Source organism: Camelimonas sp. FR25 (assembly GCF_059740505.1).
This window is the reverse complement of sequence record NZ_JCAWFG010000106.1, coordinates 1-20,953: the sequence shown is the minus strand read 5'-3', so window position 1 is coordinate 20,953 and position 20,953 is coordinate 1. Positions and strand designations below refer to the sequence as shown.

Sequence of the window (20,953 nt, the reverse complement as noted above, 5' to 3'; positions counted from 1 at the left end):
CACCCATCATCGAGGCCCGACCGTACGACTGGCCGGATCCGTCGAAGATGCCTCGCCGTGAATGGCTGTACGGCAAGCTCTACATCCGCCGTTACGCTTCAGCCACCATTGCTCCAGGCGGCCTTGGCAAGTCGAGCCTGACCATTGCGGAAGCTGTGGCGATGGTGAGCGGACGTCCGCTGCTTGGCGATCCCATCAGCCACCCCCTGAACGTCTGGCTCTGGAATGGCGAGGATCCGCTCGATGAGTTGAACCGCCGCATCGCAGGGACCTTCAGCCGCTATGACATCCGGAGAGAAGACTGCCAGGGCGAGCTGTTTGTGAACTCCGGAAGGGAGGACCAGATTATCGTTGCTAACCAGCTTAAGGGCGGGCTGCAGATTCATGCCCCAATCGTTGATGCGGTCATCCAGACGATCCGGGCCAACAGGATCGATGTCCTTATTGTCGACCCCTTTGTTTCAACCCATCACGTCAATGAAAACGACAATGGTGCAATTGACGCTGTCGTCCGCCAGTTCGCGTACATCGCGGACAAGACGGATGCGGCCATCGGCCTAGTTCATCACTCCCGCAAGCTTAGCCAGTACGATCAGGAGGTCACGGTGGAAGCTGCTCGCGGCGCTTCCTCGTTGCTCTCTGCTGTGCGCGTTGCGCGCGCGCTCAATCCCATGACTACCTCGGAAGCTGGTAAGGCTGGCCTTGACGCGCCCGAAGGCTACTTCCGTGAAACCATGGGCAAGGCCAACATGTCGGCAGCGGCGTCCCGTTCCAAATGGTTCAAGATGGAGTCCGTCGATCTTGGGAACGGCGTCCTCCCGTTCGGCGGCGACAGCGTCGGTGTCGTCACTCGCTGGGAATGGCCGGCAAATGATGAAGCCATCGACCCTGGAACGGCGGAGAAGGTGAAGAGCGCCTTGGCTGGAGGGCCATGGGGGGCGGATTCGCAAGCCAGCGACTGGGCAGGCACCCCTGCCGCCCAAGCACTCGGGTGGGATGCAGTTAAAGATAAGAAAAAGCTCAAACTTTTGCTCGATTCCTTGGTCCGCGCGAGAGAACTGCGCATTGTTCGTCACAGGCACCCGGGCCGCAAGGAGCGCCCGTATATCGAACCCATCTGCGATGGGGACACCACGCTTGATGACGATCCCCCAGATGGGTAACCACGCGCGGATGCTCCGCGCACCACCACCCCCCTTCTATATAAGGGGGGTGGTGGTGGTGGGAGCATAAGGGGATGTCGACGAAGTGCTGATCGCTTCCCAGACGTATCGACAGGAGCAGGCTCACGAGGCGAGGTTTTTTGAGGTGAACAGCCGCCGGTGATGCACCAGTCCGCGGCGCTCGGCTATCCGCACCCTGAAGTGTGGTATGGTATAACATATCGTACAAAGAGTTCCGCTTCGCCCTAAACCCAGCCACCGAGGAGGCCGAGAGAACAATGCCAGCTTCTGGTCATGCGCCGACGAAAGGCCGCCCATCCAGCTTCACTCAAGGGATCGCCGACGATATCTGCGCCGAGATCGCGTGTGCAAAGTCCATGCGCACCGTGTGTCGCGACGAGGCGATGCCCTCCATGAGCACTGTCTTCAAGTGGCTCCGGGAACGTCCCGATTTCTCGCAGCAGTACGCGAGGGCTAAAGCCGAGGCTGCTGATGTGCTCGTGGAGGAGATCCTCGACATCGCCGACGACGCCACCAACGACTGGATGGAGGTCCACGACAAGGATGGCGTCGCAGCCGGCTACAAACTCAACGGGGAGCATGTTCAACGTTCCCGGCTGCGGATCGATACCCGAAAATGGATCGCGGCCAAGCTCAAGCCAAAGAAGTATGGTGAGCGCGTTGGGCTGGATCACGGCGTCCAGCCAACGAACCCGCTGGCCGATTTAATCCAGAGCATTCAGGGGACCGCGCTGACGCCAGTTCAACGCCGCTAGGACGCTTACAGACCGAGCATTAAACGTCACCTGCTGCATAGCCTCCTCTCGCGCGCGCTTAGAGCAGCAACAGCGGCGACCCTGTACATGCACAACCGGGGCGAGGTGGCGACGCGGAGCACGCCCCGGATGCTGCGCCGAGGAAGTCAAGCTGTGTGAACCGTCCCGGCCTTTCCGCGGGATGCGCCATTCGGCGTAGTTTGAGGATCCCGGCGCTGCGAACAAGCACGTTTGAAGGACTGCTGGCTGCAGTACCCTCTAGTGGTCCGCGCGCCTTTGGGACATGTGGCAGGACGGACAGGGGCGCACAGTCCGACACCAGTCACGACACGCGGATCACTTCATTGGACGCCGCTGGAGCAAGGAATTCATCCAGCGCTCCCGGCTTCTGTCAGCCCGCACGTCGCCGGTAGTCCATAGATCAAGCACTTGCCCGGACGCCTGCTCCACGACCGCGCGCAGATGCTCCTCATTCATGTCGTTGAAATACCGGCCCTCAACCCTTCGCTCGCCACTCCCTTGTTTGAACGAACAGTACAGGCAGCCATCGGGCTTCAGCGCTTGCAACAGCCTGCTGAGGACGTCGCCCAGTTCCGATTTCCTGACGTGCAGCAATGAGGCGCACGCCCAGATCCCATCATAAGTCCGCGCGAACTCGAGATTCTCAAACGTCATATGCGTAGTGGGAACCTGGGCATGTCGGCGCGTCGCCTGAACCATCGCGGGCGAAGCGTCAAAGGCTTCGACATCATAGCCTGCCGCCCGGAACCAAGCAGCATCACGTCCAGAGCCTGAACCAGCGTCTATGATGGCACCACCAAGGGGAATATGCGCAAGAAAGCGGGCATAAATTGGAGACATGTCCGCATGGACTGTCTGCGCGATGAACGCATCCGCATTGTCATTGTAGTAGGATGAGGATGTCAAAATGCTCGCTCCGCCCTTATCCGGGGCTCCCACGTGTGTATGAGAACAGCTATAGCTTCGCTGTGACGCGCTTGCAGAAATGCCCTCCGCTCCTGCGCAGTAGCCCCGGTCTGCGCGATCAGCGTCTCACGAAGCGGATGGTGGCTCGTTATCAGGAATTCATTTCGGGTGTGCAGTCGTTCAAGTAGTATCAGGGACGGGGCAAGGGCGAACTTCCCTTCCGGCCCCCGATTGCATTCGCGGCAGCTCAAGACGAGATTCCACACGCCATTGACGTAGCCCCCCTCGAGGATGCTTCCAACCGCATGGGGAAGAAAGTGGTCGACGTCGGCGCAGCGGTCACCCGCCGGATCAGTTGAGATCGGCTCGAAGCAGTAGAAGCATCTCCCTTTCTGGTAACCATTGAGCGCGCTTCGCGAAGATGTCACCGGAACCCTGCGAGTGGCCCGCAAGGTTGTGAACATCTGGAGTGCAGAATCATGGTCGATCATGACGAGGTGGCGGGATACTCCGAGATCCCAGGCCGTTTCGACCAGCCGCCAACGCCCCTCAACCTCGCGCTCCAAGTCTTTGACATCCCCATCCGACTGAAGATGAAGCATGTCGTCTGTCAGCCGAATTCCCCCATTCTCCTTCCTCTCGTCGATAAAGAAACGCAGATCGACGGGATGCTGGTTCACCACGTGAAACGCGTCAAGGACGTGGTTGAAGCCGAGCTGTGCAGTGACGAGAACGAGATCGTTTTTCGATAGCGCCCCCTGATTGAAATCGCTGCAGGCCTTCAGGAAACGACTGCTGGGTGAGGTGGACTGTTTGGGAGCGAGCGCCAGATGCCCGCAAAGATGGCGCGCGAATGGCTCGGCCAGGTCATCAATCCGCACCAAGTCGCTGCCCCGGTCACGCAATTCCAAGAGACTCTGCGCGAGCGCAAATTTATACGAGGCTACATTGCGACCGAACAGGATGATGGCACGCCAGTAATTTTGGCGCGTCGGCTGAAACTCAAGGAAACCGCCCACGAACTTCCCCCCGTTGGCTTCGCGGCATCTAGTTGGTTAGCCAGCGACGCCTCCCCCCGCCAGCTCAGTCTCTCAGTACAGATCCGAAATCGCCAGCTCTTTCGAGTCTTCCAGCCTCGGCGAAGTCAGCTGTTGGTTCAGCGGCATAGCGGCGACCAACCCAACGGCTGCGCTCTTGAGGGCACGGATGACCCGGCAGGCGCATGCTGGCGACTGCGACGTTGGGATTTGCTCCGCCGCAGCCTCAGACAAGTCGGTATGTCGGCTGGCGACAGATAGCGCCCCGCCGTTATAACAATTTTAGTGTCAAAACAGATTGACGCCCGACTGCGCCGCCCCTAGATATTGACACACGTACTGTCAAAAGGCGTTTCCAAGTGATCATGAAAGACCTGATCGCCAGCGCAGAGGACGAACGCGTCACGGCGCGCTTTGTCCGGTTTCTGGTCGCAGAGGGCGTCATTCCACCGCCACGCGGCGGTCGGGCAAATGCAGACTATGGCGAAGATCACCTCAGCGGCATCCGGCGCTACCTGTCATTGCGCGCGCTTGGCCTGTCCGCCTCGCGGGTGAAGGAAATTGTGGCGGGAACGGCGCGTGACAGCGTGCCCGTGCAGGTCGCCCCGGGGATCACCCTGATCATCGATCCGCAGAAAATCGTCCGGCCACCTAAGCCGGACGAGATACTTCACTCGCTCAAACAGGCCCTCGACCTGATCGCTCCGGAGGATGGCGCGGATGCTTAGCCCCTATGAAACCTCGCAAGTCGTCGCCCAGCACCTGAGCGGAATTTGCCCGGCTCACTCCGGCACGCCGTTGATTGGGGAGCGCATGCGGGTCACGATCCGCGGCGGGCTGGCTCTCGTGAACCGTGAGCAGCGCTTCCGCAACAGCGCGGACACCTCGATCGAGACGACCATCACCTTCCCGGTGCCGATCCACGCCACGCTGTGCCACCTCTCCGCGGACATCGGGGGACGCACACTACTTGCCCGTGCTGAGCCGCGGACTGTAGCGCGGGAGACTTATGAGCAGGGCATCGACGAGGGCCGGTTGTCGATCCTGCACGAGGAACTGGTTCGCGGCGTGCATATGCTGTCGATCGGCCACATCCCGCCGGGAGCCGAGATCACCGTCACCCATCGCTGGATCATGCCGCTGCAGTCCCAGGGCGGGACCAGGGCACTTCTCCGGATCCCCACCACTTTGGGGGATGTCTATGGCTGTTCGCCGCTCGGCGACGCCGACGACCTGATCACTTCACCGCAAGTGACCCATGAAGCGGAGATTGAGGTCGACGCAGGCGGTGCAGACGTCAGGGTTCGTGGCCTGGCTGAGGGGCAGACTAGGCTTCGGCTGGATGCGCCCGTGGATATCGAGGTCACGGGCGATGTCTGGGGGGTGAGCCGCGGCAGTGCGGCTGACGGACGAATCGCGACTGTCTCTGTCGCGCCTGATGCCATCGAGGGAGCGGATATCGACGCTGCGGTTCTGGTTGACCGGTCTGGCTCCATGGGAAGCGCAGCCTCCCTGCTAGGCCCGGGCGGTCGATTGTCCAAACACGAAGCGGTCAAGGCTGGCCTCGCAGAGGCGGCGCGGGCTCTGCATCCCGGTGATCGGATAGAGCTCTGGCAGTTCGACCACACGTGCGAGCGCGTCTCGAAGGCAGAAGTCTCATTGGCCAAAGCCATAGAAAGACTGGGTCAGCCTCAGGGCGGTACCGAGATCGGCACGGCCATTGAATATGCGCTGGCCGGTTCAGCGGCGCGGGAGATTATTGTAGTCACCGACGGTCTGAGCCATGCGCTCGACGTTCAGGCGCTCGCCAATAGTGGACGGCGGTTCACGGTGGTGCTGGTCGGTGACGACGCGCTGGAGGCTAACGTCGGGCGCCTTGCGGCGCTCACCGGCGGTGAGATATTCCTTGCGACTGGAGACAGCGATCCGGCTGATGCCGTGCGCTCTGCCATCGCCTCGGCCCGCCGGCGGCCAATCGATTTTGCAGTGAGCTCATGGCCGCCCTCACAGGTCTCGATCTCCATCGGCGGCGCGCTGGTAGGCGCAGAATGGTCCGCGGATAAGGATGCTGTTGAGCCGGCCCCCTTTGCCCATGCTGTCGGTGCCCTGGCTGCAGCGGTGGCATTACCCCGACTATCAGAAGAGCAGGCATCAGTCGTAGCGGTCGATCATGGCATTGTCTGCCACCTCACCAGCCTGGTCATGGTCGATGCCGCTGGCGAGGCCCAGGAGGAACTCCCCGCGTGCCGCAAGATACCGTTGATGGCTGCAAGCGGGTCCGGAGTGGCGGCGCTGTGTTCGCTTCGCAATGTCGGCCAAAATCAGCCGGCACGGCTGTACTCGATGTCCCCGGGTGCGATGGAGGCAATACCGGGCGTCCTGTACTCCCTTGCCCGGATCGGCACCGACGTGGGAAAACCATCTCTTGCCGCACTCGCCGGGCGTATTGACTGGGCCCATGCCCCGGAGGCGCTCCGCCTAGGGGACCTGAGCCAGTTGCCTCCATACATCGCCAATCCCGTGCGTGAAGCGGCGAAACTTCCAGAGGTCCTAGCGCTAAGCGGCCCCGGGCGCGGCGCTTCTACCGTGGTGCTGGCACTCATGGCTAGGTCGCTTGGCGTGTGGAAATGGACTTCAGCGCGCTTTGCCCGATCAGTGTTAAAGGGCCTCGATCCGGCAGCTGTGAGGCAGGCGGAGGCAGCCTTGGGCCTCTAGCCGGCATAACGGAACAGTAGCGTGGTGCGCATGGCAGCTCCGGGGCCGGAAGCGGCACGTCTGGTTGCGAGCGAAATGCTGTGAATGCCGCCGTTCCGCAGCCGACCCCATTTAGGCCGTTCAAAGGCAGTCAGGATCTGCCTATGACCGGCCGCCGATCCCTTGGCGCTTGGGATCGGGTCAGCGCCCGGCGGTCCCGTCTACGGCAGCGTCGGGGAGTTGCCCTTAGACCGTCCTAATCGTACCACCGTCGATGACAAACTCAGCGCCATGGATCGCAGCAGCGCGGTCGGAGGCAAGGTAGGCGATGAGGTCGGCCACCTCTTCTGGCTCGGCTCCACGGCCGATCGAGATGCCCCCCAGCGCACCCAGCACGGACTGCCGCGCGTCCTCGATCGTTCCGCCGTTGGCATCGCGCAACATTTCGAGAAAGTCGCCGGCGGCCTCGGTCATGATCCAGCCCGGCGAGACCGAGTTGACCCGCACGCCCTTGGGACCGACCTCTTTCGAGATCGACTTGCTGTAGGTTCTGAGCGCCGCCTTCGCGGCGGCATAGCCTGTCGTCGATTCAGGCAGCGGCAGCACCGACTGGATCGAGGTAATGTGCACGACATTTCCTGCGCCCCGCTCTAGCATCTGCGGGATCAGAAGCCGATCGAGCCGAACTGTCGCCAGTAGGTTGAGGTTAAGCTCGGCAAGCCAGTGATCATCTGTCAGCGCGGCGAAGCCACCCGCCGGGGAAGCCGAACCACCGATCACATGGGCAAGGATGTCGATGCCGCCGAAACGCTCAAGCGCTGCCTTGAACAGCGTTTCACCACCTTTTGTAGTGGTCAGATCCGCCTCGACGTATTCAACGCCCTTGATCGGATCCCTAATGGTGCGGGCGGCGGTGACAACACTGGCTCCGCCGGCCAGAAAGCGCTCGACGGTGGCGCGGCCCAAACCCTTAGTGCCACCGCTGACGAGCACGCGCTTTCCGGCGAACTCGGTGGGATTTGCCTCGACACTCATACAGAAACCTTCAGGGTCTTGATGGCGTTCTCAGCCAGCGTGAAGCGATACGTAAAGTGGATAGGGCTGCCCGGGAAGTCGCCGTGACCGGGGCCTTCAAGCACGACTTCACCGTGTTCTTCCCGTGCCGTTTCAGGCCTAAAAATCGCCTTTACCGGAAGCACTTCTTTCTCGAGCAGATGGCGGATCGCCGCTTCTCCCTCGAAATGTTTGCCGTTGTCGATGAAGACCGCATCGGGCGAGAACGGCTTCATCATGCCCTCGATGTCGAGACGGGCGTTTGCGTCGATAAAGTCCGCGATTGGCTTGGCTAAGTTCAGCGACATTAGTCATCTCCCTGTTGGTGATGACGCCAACTTAGTGATGGACTTTTCCCCTGATAATCGAGACAACTCAACATAGGGTGTCACGGAAATCGGGATAATGGTGCGTCATTCACTGATCGAACTCGAAGCGGTTTTGGCCATTGTTCGGTGCGGCTCGTTTCGTGCCGCCGCTGTCGAACTCGGCATGTCGACCACGGCGATCAGCAACGCAGTGGGCAAGCTTGAGCGCGAGCTCGACGTGCGGTTATTCAATCGCACGACCCGCAGTGTCGCGCTTACCTATGCGGGGAGGATCTTCGTTGCACAGATCAAGCCAGCGCTAGAGGACATCCAAAAAGCGATGAACACGGCGCGCTCCCAACAGGAGACGCCATCTGGAACCTTGCGTATCAATGCCTTTGCGACAGCCGCGCGCGAGATCATGTCGCCTCTGGTGCTGACCTATCTCCAGCGCTATCCGCAGGTTCATATCGACATCGTTACGGAAGGGCGGCTTGTCGATGTCGTGGCGGCGGGCTTTGATCTGGGTGTGCGCAGCAAGGACTTGGTGCCCAGCGATGCGATCGCCATACCGTTGGGCCAAGCGCGAAGTATCGCGGTCGTCGCATCCCCCGGCTTCCTGGAAGACAGGAGCATCCCCCAAGTGCCGCGGGATCTGTTGTCTTACCCCTGTGTTCGCGGGCGGCTCCCCGATGGGGCCGTACTCCGATGGCGGTTCGAAAAAGAGGGTGAAGAGCTGCAGCTCGACGTTGACGGCCACATCACACTAGATGAGGCATCGCTGGCGCGGATCGCGATCACGAACGGTTTGGGGATTGGCTACCTTATGGAGTCCGATGTCCGCGAAGATATCGCTGCGGGACGCCTTGTGCGCATTCTCGAAAACTGGGCGCCGCCGCTCGAGCCGCTGTGTCTCTACTACTATAATCGCCGCAACTCCTCAGCCGCCTTCCAGGCCTTTATTGCACTCGCACGTGATTTCACCGCAGGAAAGCTCGCCTAGCATCCCTACGCGGCCAGTAAGGTGCGCGACGCTGTCGCTCCCGGCCCACGGACTGCCTGCTATTGCTGCGGACCGTCACCGCACCCCACAGTCTGCAAACCACCCCCCTTCAGCGCTCCAAGCGCAATGTTGCCATTGTGTGAAGCGGTCATCCGCTGCTCGCAGATGACCGCTCCAGCGTCAGATTTCAGTTCGTTCTGCCAAGAGGAGCGCGTCTTCAACGTCGACCCCCAAATACCGCACGGTATTCTCGATCTTGGTATGTCCGAGTAAGATCTGGATGGCGCGCAGGTTACCGGTCGCCTTGTAGATCATCGCAGCCTTTGTTCTACGTAGCGAATGGGTGCCATAGTCCGCTGTTCGAAGACCAATGGCAGTGACCCATTCGTCAACCAGACGGGCATATTGCCGGGTGCTCATATGGTGGGCATGATTGATCCGGCTCGGGAATGCATGGTCATTGACCGTTCCGCCCCGCCTTTCGAGCCACGCCAGCAGGCTGGCACGCACATCGCTGGTTAGTTCGAATTGGACCGGACGCCCCGTCTTCTGTTGCACAACCATCGCTCGCGTTCGGATCTCCGAACCGGTTACCAAGTCTCCCGTTCTGATCTTGACCAGATCGCAGCCGCGAAGCTTGCTGTCGATGGCAAGGTCGAAAAGTGCGCGATCTCGAATCCGACCTTCCCGATCCAGGAAGAAGCGGATTGCCCATATTTGCTTCTGCGTCAGAGGGCGCTTAGCCCCGACCGCCTTTCCTGCATTCCATGCAGCGCGCCCACGTGCTGCTGCATCATATTGTGAGTAGCCCATGTCATTTCTCCTCGGCCATGTTTGGCCAAGAGGGAAACGGAACGGGGCCGTTTCCGGACGGACCGGTTTAAGGCAACGACATTCGGATACCTGCCACTCCACACCGCTTGCCGAATAGTCCATATCCAACTTCAAGCCGGATTTCAGTTACGGGTAAATTCGGAGTGATAGCATCTGTGGTTGACGGTGTTGTGAGATCCCTCGCACAAGGCGTCATCGTTCGGCAGGGTGTCGTTTCAATGGTGGCAGGCGGCGCGATTGAGAAATGAATAAAGAAAACGAATTCAGGACATGGCTTGAACAGGGCGGAGCCCAAACGGAAGCTGGACGCAATTCACGCGCTTATGCTGTCCGAACCATCGAACGGAATCTCAGCGCTCTCGGCATGTTGCATCAAGACCTCGACGAAGTTTGGATGGCGGACAGGTTCGAAGCGTTGCGCGACCGTCTTCGGAAGATGCGTGAAGACGCTCGTGCTGGTGGGCACGATTACCGGCTTCTGATGCCCGATTCCGAGAGGCCGTATAAACGACTCTCAAATTGGGTTTCTTGGCTCGGTCAGTATGGACGGTTTCTAGCGGGAGACCCTCCGGGTGCATTCAAGGATGCCGACCGCATACGGCACTTTGTTTTAGAGCATTACATCGAACCGGCGGTTGAGGACGGGCGTGAGCACGTCGACGTGCTTGTACGCGATGTGAATTCGGCCCTTGGGCTAAATGAGGGATGGCCGAATATCTGCCAAGCCCTCGCCGGGCAGAAGTTTCGGGACTTGGCGCGGGTTCCTCCACCCAGCCGGTTGGGAGCCGAGAAGAGTCCAGCTACCGTATTTCGCTTCATGGTCGGGGAGTTGCCGCTGCCCAGCTGCGATCGCTCGTTCGTCCTTTTCGACTCAGTTGGAGAGTCCTACCGGCCGGTCAGGAACTTAAATCGGTCGACCGGAATCTCTGCCTTCCGCATCAAGCCGCGAGGCGCAGGAAATAGCGTAGACGAATCTGATGAAACCCAAGACATTCGCGAGGTTGCCCGTGCAATGCTGATTGAGGGGCTGGCCTCGCGGGTCAAGGCCTTCTCGGGTGGATCCGCGAACTACCTGACCTACGGTGGAGACAAACTGGTCCGGTATGAGCTCGATCCCGAGATCGCGCAGGCAATCGGCGTTCCACCACAAGACTGCGTCGTCGACACAGCGGATTTAAAAGGAGGTGGCAGAACAAGTGCTGAGACGAAGAAGGAAACGCCGTCTATGAACCTCATTCTTTATGGCCCCCCTGGAACGGGGAAAACCTTCAGGACCGCGGCTGAAGCAGTGCGGCTGTGTGGTGAGCCAGTACCGCAGGACCGCGCAACGCTTATGGCGACCTATCAGACGCTTATGGCGGCAGGTCGTATTGAGTTCATCACTTTCCACCAATCGATGTCATACGAGGACTTTGTCGAAGGTCGGCTACCAATGACCAGTTCAGAGGAAGGCGATTCGACGACTTCAGCAGGTTTTCGTCTGGAAACCGTTCCGGGGATCTTTCGTCGCATCGCAAAACGCGCCGAATCCAGCCGGGGGCGCCCATCAGGCGAAAGCGCGATCAGCACCGCAGGTCGACAGATTTTTAAGATGTCGATTGGTGAGGCAGGCAACTCAGAGGATGCGCACCTCTTTGAGGAAGCTATTGAAGGTGGTTATACGGTTCTTGGCTTCGCAGATATCGACTGGCGCGATGACAAATACGCGAGCCGAGAAGCCATTCTCCAGGCATGCAAGACCAAAGGTGGCGATTACGCCGATGTAGAGCCCCGGTCTGGGGCAGTACAGATGCCCTTCAGGTTCCGTAACTGGGTCCGTAAGGGCGACATCGTCATCGTGTCGAAGGGTAATTCACGGTTTCGGGCGATCGGCGAATTCACAGGTGATTACGAGTTTTGTCCTCGCCCTGAGGGTGACTACGCCCATAGGCGCGCTGTGCGTTGGCTTTGGTTGGATCGAGACGGGGTCCCGGTAAGTGAGATCTACAGTCGTCGCTTTATGCAGCAGTCAATCTATTTGCTTTACGAAAGCGAACTCAACATTCCCGCTCTTGAACGCTACATAAACAGTCAGCGGACGGATGGGGTAAATGATCCTGATCCGTTTGTGTTGATTATTGACGAGATCAATCGGGCCAATATTTCCAAGGTCTTCGGCGAACTCATCACTCTTCTCGAACCCGATAAGCGGCTAAATCAGCCCAATGCACTTAAGGTTCGCCTGCCGTATTCGGGTGATGAATTCGGAGTGCCTCCTAACCTGCACGTCATCGGCACCATGAACACCGCCGACCGTTCGATAGCGCTCCTCGACACCGCTCTGCGACGGCGGTTCACCTTCTTGGAGATAATGCCTGACCCGTCTGTTCTCACTGCCGTTGCCAAGAAATGCGGGATTGATCTACCGCGTGTTCTTGCGCTCATTAACGAGCGGATCGAGTATCTCCACGACCGTGAACATCAGATAGGGCACGCGTATTTTACAGGTTGCACTTCGCGCGCTGATGTCGATGAAGTGATGCGCCACAAGGTAATCCCACTTCTAGCCGAGTATTTTTTCGAGGACTGGGCAAAGATCGCAGCGGTGCTGGGTGATCTCGAATCCCATGATGGAGCGATTTCCGGCAGCTTTCTGAAGCGCTCGGTACTCAAGGCACCGCCTGGGATCGAATTCGGAGGCGCGACGAGGTTCCGTTGGGAAGTGCGCTCGGAAAGCGAAGGATTCGACTACCGAGGGCTTGCAGGCGGATGATTAGCCGCACGATACGCGAATGGGAGCGCATCGGCTATGGGACGGACGATGTTTCGATTCCTGAAGCGGAAGCGGACCGCATTGTAGCGGTGGCGCAGGCCTCGGCATTTTCCGGCCGAGATGGAGAAGGCGTGCTGGAGCACGGCCGCAAGGGGCTGCGCGCGCGTGGTGTTGTGGGTGTGATCGCTACACCCGGTTGTCAAATCGAGATTCTGCCGAAGATCGAAGGCAGCTGTGAAACGAGTATTTCGAATGCCACGCTGCGCAGTAGACTGATTCACATGCTAGCGGTAGTCCACGATTTACCGCTTGAAGTTAGAGAACTGACACAGCTTAGCTGGCAGAGGGATACGGTGCTGGAGTGCCTCATTCGGCTTTTTTGCGCCAGACTCACTGACGCAGTTCGGCAGGGTATCCCGCGCCACTATCTCGAGAATGAGGACGACCTCCCTGCCTTGCGAGGGCGTCTGGACGTGACCCGGCAGTTCTCCACCCTTGCGATCTCTCCCCAAAAACTTGCATGCCGTTTCGACGCGCTTTCGCCAGATATTCTACTCAATCAGGTGATGCGCGCAGCGATCACTAAGCTTTCACGCTTGGCTGTAGCGCCCGATAACCAGCGAGCTCTGCGGGAACTGGCCTTCGTGTATACGGAAGTCGCTTATGTTCCTCCCAATGCACTTCAGTGGGACCGGATCATCCTCGATCGTACGAACAGGCGCTGGCGTGATCTCATGTCGATCGCGCGACTGTTGCTCGCGGACCGACATCAGCAGACGAGCGCAGGAAACATCGACGGGCATTCACTGCTCTTCGAGATGAATGTTCTGTTCGAGCAGTATATTGCTAAGACCCTCTCGCGTGCGCTTGCAGGTGAGGGTTTGCGCGTCACGCCACAGGGTGGGTACCGCGACTGTCTCTACGAGGCCGACACGGGCCGGTTCCGAACTCGTCCGGACCTTATCATCCGGCAAGATCAACAGATCGTACTCATCATCGACACCAAGTGGAAACGTATGACCCCTCAATTTGAGGATCCTAAGCAAGGCATGAGTCAAGCGGACGTGTATCAGCTAATGGCCTATGGCCAGCTATACGACTGCCCTAACGTCATGCTGCTCTACCCGCATCATGCAGATTTACCGCCTGATCCGCTCCGTCGGCGCTATGCCATCGCAGCGCGCGACTCCGAAGAGGCACTTTTTGTGGCAACATTCGACCTTGCGCGCCCGCAACGGGATCACGGCATTGTCCTTCGGGATTTGATCAATGAATGCCTTAAGCCGGCCATTAGTATAGCGCGACAATCTGGATGAAACACGCGCGAGATTCAGAGCTGGTTCTTCTTTTGAGCCTGCCTCCATTTCCAATCCAGTTAAAACTGGAGTTTTGGGGTCTGTTGAGCATGCCCCCAAATCTAGGCCAGTTAAAACTGGAATCTGTGGGTCGGATTTGAGCCTGCCCCCGTTTCCAGCCCAGTTAGAACTGGAATTTCGGGGTCTGTCGGCTCGTGCCGGCTGGGCCGCCGATGAGCCATTCAATAGCGATATCGGCGGACTGTTGCCTGACTGTTTTGGGGCCGGAAGCGGAATGGCAGCTTGGGGTCGGCGAATCACGGAAAGAAGCCATCGCGGGACCTAAAGACCCCAGCCTTGTGACAGGGCATGAGGCATCGCGCATTTGGTGATTCACCGGATGTCCACCTACCAGAACTTGATATCGACAGGCTCAAGGTGAAGCCGCAGAACCTCCACTAGGTGGAAGGAAAATGCGCGAGTTTCCAGTCAGACCGAACTTCAGATCGAGCCTCATTTCAGCGTTTGGAACGCTACCAAGCGTGTCAACGCCACTCATCATCAGTTTGTACAGATGATCGCGTTCAACGACGGAAAGCGTCTCAAACCATTCGGGTGAATAGAAAATGTTTTCGATATGCTTCGCGAAGAGCTGGAGGCAGCCGCTCGCTCGCTGTTCGTCCTCTAAGCCGCGGAGTTGATCAGCAATAACTTTGCCGGGGGCCTTCGGGCCGTCCAACCACGACACGCAAACCTTACTCCAAGTCGCGTCGGCGAAACTCGAAATGAAAACTTGCTCCAATTGTTCCTCGACATAGCCCTTCTGGAGCTCATTCCCGAAGAAATCGGTGAATGGCGACCAAGCCCCTGCCACCATGAATGGTAGGGTGCCCTCGAATTCGATGATTGTCGACTTCAGTACGCTAGGGGTCTTTTCGACCATGGCCTTCGTGAGCTTGTCGTGGGTGCCCTGCAGGTCCTTCTTTGCTAACTCGTTGCCTTGGTCGATGAGATCCAGCACTGTCTGGAGTTGAACCTGGTCAGGCAGCGAGCGCCCTTTGTCTGCACCCCGCAACGTCTCTCGTATGTGGCTGCTCGCGTGCTTCCCGTAATACTCCCTACTCATTGTTCGGTAGGCAATTGCGAGACACTGGTCAGGTCGACCAGTGAATACCTCATTCTCGATGCATGAGAAGAGCGTGCGGTCATGGTGAGCGCAGAACCCGTAAAACACAGAAGCGTCAGATATACCGACCTCAGACGGTGCTATTTTTCCACCGTTCTTCCTCATTAGGGATGGCTCGGCGGAGTATCGTACCACTTTTCCGTTGCGTGCGATCTTGGCTAGGTTCGGACCGCGCGAGACCGTGTGGGCCTTGATGACGCGGCCTTCGCAAATACCGAGACCGGTATTGTGGGCGGCGCATTTCTTCTTGTGAAATGCTTTCTTGTTTACCGCGACGGCATCCCACGGGTTGTCTTTTTCCTGATTGACCCGGTCCAGGTGACATTTCTTGTATTTTTTTCCGGAATTACACCAGCAAGGATCGTTGCGCCCGAGTTTCTTCAATGCCAGCACCTCTTCGAATCACCCGCCATGGGCTGTAGTCGCGCCTTGCTTTAAGGCGAAAGGAGATCCATTTCGACCCAGCTGTTGCGTACTCACACTGTTCCCTTGGAGTACGCCCAACGCATAAAAAATGGTTGGCCGTGACGCTTCAGGTCCCACGGGCAACCGGAGTCGAAGCCATGGTCACTTGCGCCCAAGCCACGCCATAGCCTTTTTGAGCCACCCGGGCTTCCTGTCTGCCTGAATTCTACGAATGTGCCCGATTAAAAATGGGGGGATTACCACGTCACGCTCACCGCTGGACATTGCTGCCGCCCCATACGAAAACATATCAGCAACGGGGGCGAACTATGCGCGCATTTCTTTCTCATTCGTCGAAAGACAAGGGTTTCGTCGAGCGAGTTGCCGAGCTGCTGAAGCCTGGCACATACGAGCTCGACTCGCAGACCTTTGACGCAGGATTGCTTAATTCCAGCGTAATCGCTGAAGCGCTGAAGCGCTGCGATCTATTCGTTCTGTTCTTGTCGGCGGACTCGGTAACCGCGCCATACGTTCAATTTGAGATTCTACTCGGTACTGAGTTATTCGCTCGCGGGCATGTGAAGCGATTTCTAGCCATCTGTATTGACGAACACGCCTTTGCCATGGCCTCTGAGGACGTCAAGCTATTTTCAATCGTAAGACGAGTGCCCAGCCTAGAGTCGGCTGCTTGGCTGGTGCAAGGCGCTTTGGTAGCTGCAGCTTCCACCGACGATCAATTCTCGCATCCTTTCATCGGGCGAGAGGAATCCCTCAAGGAGCTTGAGAGCCAAGTCATTGACCCATCTCGACCCGGTCAGAAAGCGCTCTACGTATCGAGCAATTTTGGAACGGGTCGCCGAACGCTAGTCAAGAAATTCTTTCAAAATCAGTATCCGCAGGTCGGGTTAGCCTTTCCGTCAATCAAGATTGAAGAGTTTGACGGACACGATGAAATCTTTCGGAAGGCGCTTTCTGCTGTCCGACCGGCTATGACGGCACGTGAATTGACTACTCGCCTACATGCGTTTGGTGCATCGGATGCCGTTGGAAAGGCTCGCCAGATAGCGGCGCTACTGAACTCGCTCCTCGCATCCCGTGAGTCGTCCTTCATAGTAGATTCAGGTGGTGTCCTCGATGATAGCGGTGCACCATATCGCGAGATCTCCATGATTCTCGATCATCTTGAGACCCGTCCTCACCCACCCGTATCGATAATTTCGCCACGGATGGTACCTTTCAGGGCCCGTCGTTCTGAGGGCGATATCGCTTTCTGTGCAGTTAAGTCTCTCACTCGCGAAGAAGCGGTTCGTTTGGCCCAACGGCTTCTGCGCGACGCAGGGATCTCAGCAACTGCTGAGCAAATCTCCGACCTTGTCGAGCTATCTGACCGCCATCCGTATAACTTCTACCAGATAGTGCAACAAGTGGTGTACATGGGGCTCGCGCCGTTCCTTGCGAGCCCTAGCGAGTTCATCGAGTGGAAGCACCGTCGATCTTCTGAGTACCTCGGGCGTATCGAGCTTAGTGCAACAGAAGCGGAATTGTTGGGACTGTTGAAGTATATCCCTGCACTCGATTTTCAAGCGATAGTCGAGGCGTTGGCTCTGGAGTCTGCGGCAGCGGCCGATAGTGTGCTGCGCCTGACCCAATTGCACATTTTAGAACACTCGGGGGACGAGTTTTCCGTTTCCCCGGTAATGCGTACTGCCGTTGAGCGCGACAAACGCGCGGCCGTTCCGGAAGACAAGCGTAAGGCGGCGCTCGGCAAGTTGGCGGAGACTCTGGCTCTAAGGCTGGACGAGGGCACTGCACCGATCTCGCTCATCGATGCTGCTGTGCTGTCGTCGATAGAAGTCGGCAACGATACGTACGCCAGCGTTTTCCTACTCCCGTCCCACTACGTGCGGATGGCGAAACGTCATTACGACCAGAAGCACTATCAAGAGTGCATTCGACTCTCGAAGGAAGCCGTAAAGTCGGCCAACCGACTAACTCGCGCCGCACTAGTGGCAGCCTCCCGGTTCATGTGTCTCTCTGCTGCTAGGATCGGCGACACAGCGACTTTCGCGGCGGGCATCGCTCGACTATCAAATGTCGCGTCGGATAAATGGTCTCGCAGCAATGTTGCATTCCTGAAAGGCTTCAATGAACGCATGAAGGGGCATCTTCCGTCGGCCGAAGAATACTTTCGAGAGTCCTATGACCTGTCGCCAGGAAACTATGCGACGGCGAGGGAGCTGGCGGCAGTTTGCCTATCGAGAGGTAAACTGGACGACGCGGAGTACTATGCGCGCGAAGCTTTCAGCATCTCGTCGAGCAATGCCTACGTTTTGGACATTCTTGTTGCCGTTCTCACCCGCAAGCTGGGTGAGAAGGTCAAGGATAGTGAGGAGGTGAGGGGCCTCATGGAAGTGCTGAGTGGCGTCGGAAATGAAGGTGGACGTTCATTCTACACCACGCGCGAGGCAGAGATAGAACTAGTCGGTGGAGATAGGGGGCGTGCTAGGAAACTTGCTATGGATGCCATCTCTCGAACACCGAACATTTTCGAGCCTCGTCGCATTTACGCAAATGTCTTATTGGAGGATGGAAATTGGGCACAAGCCGCAGAAGTAATAGGCTGGCTCAAGGACAAGGTCAACGCTACAGCTCCCGGGGAGCGGAGAACCAATTACCGGGCCTATTTGGAGTTAAATTCGCGTTACTTGGTCGAGGTGGGTCAGTATGGCCCTGCGAAGGATATCTACCGGAATGACGCGGTGTTCACGGCTAAAGAACGAGATGCCGCGGTGCGGGATATCGAGCTGGTTCAAATGGCCAAGAGCCGATAACCCGCGCGTCTGCCGGTCCCATTATCGCTTGGGACCTCGGCCAACGTCCGCTTTGGCACCAAGCTGACTTTGGCAGGTCGCTACCGGGCGGATAGATTCCCACCCCATTCCTGATGTGTGGAGGCACAGAGTGGAATGGCGGCTGCTGATATTCCTGCAAGGCACCATTACCGACCGGAACGGGGCGCATTGCTGCCAAGCAGCTACCCATCGCGAATTGCCGGGCCGCTACGGGGCCGCAAGCTGTCCGTCTGGCTGGGGGCGACAATGCTCGATTAGCAGCTGTTCCGCGAACGACCGCCTTGTTGCCGCTACAGATTTGTAAATCTCTCCTGAAATTTTCACTTCCTGAAGGGTCGCATCTTCGGCGTGGTCCGCCTCGATGTGGAGTATTGTATTTCGGGATAGCGCCACGTTCGAAACTCCAATTTGAGCACTGCTAATTTAATTTAGGATTCGCTCTGCGATACTTTGCTCCACGAGGTATGGAATGAATTCGAGAAATTGGAAAACAGCTGTAGATCAATGTGACGTCGTTCAAATTCAGCTGCTCATCGACTATCGGACAAAGGCCGATGCCTGGATGGACGCTCTCAATGGCGACGAACAGAATTCCGTGACACAGCAGATCCTTACAATGATGGACGAGGACGCGAAGTGGCGCTCGCTCAACGAGGCGCGTCGACTCTCGATGGACCGCGGCGACGCGGCTACATCCGGCATCGTCGCTTCTCTGCTCGACAGAGGATACGTTGCGGGACAGGTCATCGCGATCTCTCGCTTGATCGAGCGGGGCGGGAGAACGCCGGAAAAGCAGGTCAACTCGATCCGCCGACTAGTCGATGAAATCCAGGCGAATAAATGCCTGCTCACGCGGGAGATATTCGTTGCGCGCGACGGATTGCCGTACAGCTACGAGAATATACGGGCGATATCTCCTGCACCTGCCATCGAGAACGCCCATGCGGCCATGTGGTTGGACAACGGCCAGTCGCAACGCTTCATGGCTGGGAGGCTGCATGAAGAATTCGACAGGTTGTCTGGGAAAGATCCGCTGGCGCGGTCTCGCGACGACGTTATCGACGACGCCGTGTTCGAGCGAATGAATTCCAGCCTTAACGATCCGGTCTTCGCGGATATCCTAGCGTTGCGCCACAAGTCCATTGCGCACGCGGCAGACCAATTCTCTCGGTCGCAGGCTGCCAACCTGCGCAACGGCATGGCACTCGACGACTTCGCCAGAGCGCATTACCTGCTTATCGGTGTTTATCATGCGATTGCGGTAGGTCTCCTATACCAGCCATGGCTCGCTGACCCAATCCCAATACCCCAGCATGATGTGTTCGAGAATTTGGACAAGCCGATGGTCGCGACGGAAGACAGGGGCAGACTTCATGATTTTTGGCAACAGCACGGCCGTGAGCGTGAGGACTGGATGACCAAAGCGTTTGAAGAACTTATTCCACGGTAACGATCATGCTTGAATTCAAATTGCCCTTGGCTATCGCCGATCTCGTCGCCGCGCGTAACAAGCTGCGCGATCACTACATGGCGGTCGGTCTTAAGTTTACGCTCGACGGTAACCTCGTCGGGGACTTGGGCGAAGCAATTGCCGTCGAACTTTTTGGGATCCGTCTGGTCAATGCAAGATCGATGGCAGGCATAGACGGCTATGCTCCGGACGGCCGGACCGTCCAAGTCAAAGCGACAGGCACAGGCAATGGACCTGCGTTCCGTCAGACGGAGACGAAGGCCGATCACCTGCTGTTCCTCGACCTCGATTTCGAGAACTCTCGCGGCGTAGTCGTATTCAATGGGCCAGAGCACATAGCTACGGCCTCTCTGCCGACTGTATTTCGCAACCAGCGTTCGTTGACAAAACGGCAGATTAGGGAGGCAGACATGCGCGTCGCAGACGCGGATCGGCTGAAGAGGATAGATAGCAATGTTTGAGGAAACCAGGACCTTTTGGACGAGCGGAGCTTGCCGGACCGGTGTCGGATCGGAAGATTTGGCAGGAAATCTGACAGTCATCAAATATGCCGCTGTAGGGCAGCCGGCTCGCGGACATTGCGCGGTATGTGCTCATTGCCGTCAGGAAAGGCACGCTGAATAAGCAGGCAGCCAATCGCCTTCCCCCCTTACTCCGACACTTTGGAGCACAGAGGAATGTCGCCTTCCAGTGTTACTGCCAAGGACCATGTTCGACCGAAATGGGGCGCAAAGCTGCCGACTAGTTCCAGCAAAAATCCACATGAATTTTATCGCTAGGACCGGCGCTAGGGCCGCACCCGACCCTCCGAAAAATACTGCATGCTTTCAAATAGTTGGACAAACACTGCGAGGACGCTCCCTCCGCCATCCGATCTCACAGTTCGTCTTTTTTGTTGATACAAATCCAGACGACGTTCTGCATGAACCGGGATCAGCCCTGGCGAGCCAAATCCAGCCCTGAAGGCGGGTGTTCGAGACCTGAAGCGTATGAGCGCGCCCGCGCCGGGGGTGACCGGCGCGGCATGCATGGGCAGGCGGTTATGCTGCACCTGATCTGCGCCCTGCAACCGACCAGCAGCAGGCCGACAGTCGTCACCCGGGGCGCTCTGGGGCGCACCAGGCAACGACAACCTGCGCCATGCGCCCAGACGCTGGGGCGCTGACGTCGGGTTCGTCGACGCAGCCTGAGTGTGGA

General features: G+C 58.1%; 16 protein-coding genes. 10 read left to right on the top strand and 6 right to left on the bottom strand.

All coding sequences use genetic code 11. The features are described from left to right. Positions 1–1,163 (top strand): AAA family ATPase (locus tag AC6A67_RS16205; protein WP_498037600.1); only part of this gene is annotated, 1,163 nt, incomplete at its 5' end. Between the two features lie 278 nt (positions 1,164–1,441). Then, the gene (locus AC6A67_RS16200) at positions 1,442–1,939 is read left to right on the top strand and encodes a terminase small subunit-like protein (RefSeq protein ID WP_498037599.1); all 498 of its coding nucleotides are present in this window, start codon (positions 1,442–1,444) and stop codon (positions 1,937–1,939) included. 336 nt (positions 1,940–2,275) lie between these two features. Here the strand turns inward: AC6A67_RS16200 and AC6A67_RS16195 are convergent, their stop codons facing one another. Continuing rightward, a complete protein-coding gene (locus tag AC6A67_RS16195; protein ID WP_498037598.1) occupies positions 2,276–2,866 on the bottom strand; it encodes a class I SAM-dependent methyltransferase in 591 nt (196 codons plus the stop codon). Next, positions 2,863–3,885 carry an HNH endonuclease family protein gene (locus AC6A67_RS16190; RefSeq protein WP_498037597.1) on the bottom strand — a complete coding sequence of 341 codons (1,023 nt, stop codon included), beginning with the start codon at positions 3,883–3,885 and terminating at the stop codon, positions 2,863–2,865. Before AC6A67_RS16190 ends, AC6A67_RS16195 begins: the two co-directional genes overlap by 4 nt. Positions 3,886–4,268: 383 nt before the next feature. Between AC6A67_RS16190 and AC6A67_RS16185 the strand changes: the two genes are divergently transcribed. Beyond that, positions 4,269–4,631: a MerR family transcriptional regulator gene (locus tag AC6A67_RS16185; RefSeq protein ID WP_498037601.1), complete on the top strand. Its 363-nt coding sequence runs from the start codon at positions 4,269–4,271 to the stop codon at positions 4,629–4,631. Beyond that, the gene (locus tag AC6A67_RS16180) at positions 4,624–6,618 is read left to right on the top strand and encodes a VIT domain-containing protein (RefSeq protein ID WP_498037596.1); all 1,995 of its coding nucleotides are present in this window, start codon (positions 4,624–4,626) and stop codon (positions 6,616–6,618) included. The genes AC6A67_RS16185 and AC6A67_RS16180 overlap by 8 nt, the downstream gene beginning before the upstream one ends. A 225-nt stretch (positions 6,619–6,843) precedes the next feature. On the opposite strand, the gene AC6A67_RS16175 is transcribed toward AC6A67_RS16180, so the two are convergent. Next, the gene (locus AC6A67_RS16175) at positions 6,844–7,632 is read right to left on the bottom strand and encodes an SDR family oxidoreductase (RefSeq protein WP_498037595.1); all 789 of its coding nucleotides are present in this window, start codon (positions 7,630–7,632) and stop codon (positions 6,844–6,846) included. Then, positions 7,629–7,958 (bottom strand): YybH family protein, encoded by a 330-nt coding sequence (locus tag AC6A67_RS16170; RefSeq protein WP_498037594.1) that lies wholly within the window; start codon positions 7,956–7,958, stop codon positions 7,629–7,631. The genes AC6A67_RS16175 and AC6A67_RS16170 overlap by 4 nt, the downstream gene beginning before the upstream one ends. Before the next feature lie 97 nt (positions 7,959–8,055). Here AC6A67_RS16170 and AC6A67_RS16165 point away from each other — a divergent pair, with 97 nt between their 5' ends. Further along, the gene (locus AC6A67_RS16165) at positions 8,056–8,961 is read left to right on the top strand and encodes a LysR family transcriptional regulator (RefSeq protein WP_498037593.1); all 906 of its coding nucleotides are present in this window, start codon (positions 8,056–8,058) and stop codon (positions 8,959–8,961) included. Between the two features lie 180 nt (positions 8,962–9,141). Here AC6A67_RS16165 and AC6A67_RS16160 read toward each other — a convergent pair whose 3' ends face one another. After that, complete coding sequence (locus AC6A67_RS16160) at positions 9,142–9,774, bottom strand: tyrosine-type recombinase/integrase (protein WP_498037592.1); 633 nt, start codon at positions 9,772–9,774, stop codon at positions 9,142–9,144. 265 nt (positions 9,775–10,039) lie between these two features. Here AC6A67_RS16160 and AC6A67_RS16155 point away from each other — a divergent pair, with 265 nt between their 5' ends. Continuing rightward, the gene (locus tag AC6A67_RS16155) at positions 10,040–12,547 is read left to right on the top strand and encodes a DUF8426 domain-containing protein (RefSeq protein ID WP_498037591.1); all 2,508 of its coding nucleotides are present in this window, start codon (positions 10,040–10,042) and stop codon (positions 12,545–12,547) included. Next, positions 12,544–13,863: an McrC family protein gene (locus tag AC6A67_RS16150; protein ID WP_498037590.1), complete on the top strand. Its 1,320-nt coding sequence runs from the start codon at positions 12,544–12,546 to the stop codon at positions 13,861–13,863. The genes AC6A67_RS16155 and AC6A67_RS16150 overlap by 4 nt, the downstream gene beginning before the upstream one ends. 412 nt (positions 13,864–14,275) lie before the next feature. Here AC6A67_RS16150 and AC6A67_RS16145 read toward each other — a convergent pair whose 3' ends face one another. Further along, entirely contained in the window at positions 14,276–15,421 is a 1,146-nt protein-coding gene (locus AC6A67_RS16145) for a YecA family protein (RefSeq protein ID WP_498037589.1), read from the bottom strand. Positions 15,422–15,762: 341 nt separating this feature from the next. Here AC6A67_RS16145 and AC6A67_RS16140 point away from each other — a divergent pair, with 341 nt between their 5' ends. The 3 genes from AC6A67_RS16140 to AC6A67_RS16130 all read left to right on the top strand — a co-directional run bounded on the left by AC6A67_RS16140 (position 15,763) and on the right by AC6A67_RS16130 (position 20,217). Then, complete coding sequence (locus tag AC6A67_RS16140) at positions 15,763–18,264, top strand: TIR domain-containing protein (RefSeq protein ID WP_498037588.1); 2,502 nt, start codon at positions 15,763–15,765, stop codon at positions 18,262–18,264. 490 nt (positions 18,265–18,754) lie between these two features. Beyond that, positions 18,755–19,735 carry a hypothetical protein gene (locus AC6A67_RS16135; RefSeq protein ID WP_498037587.1) on the top strand — a complete coding sequence of 327 codons (981 nt, stop codon included), beginning with the start codon at positions 18,755–18,757 and terminating at the stop codon, positions 19,733–19,735. A gap of 5 nt (positions 19,736–19,740) precedes the next feature. Then, positions 19,741–20,217: a DUF6998 domain-containing protein gene (locus tag AC6A67_RS16130; protein WP_498037586.1), complete on the top strand. Its 477-nt coding sequence runs from the start codon at positions 19,741–19,743 to the stop codon at positions 20,215–20,217. The last annotated feature ends 736 nt before the right edge of the window (positions 20,218–20,953 follow it).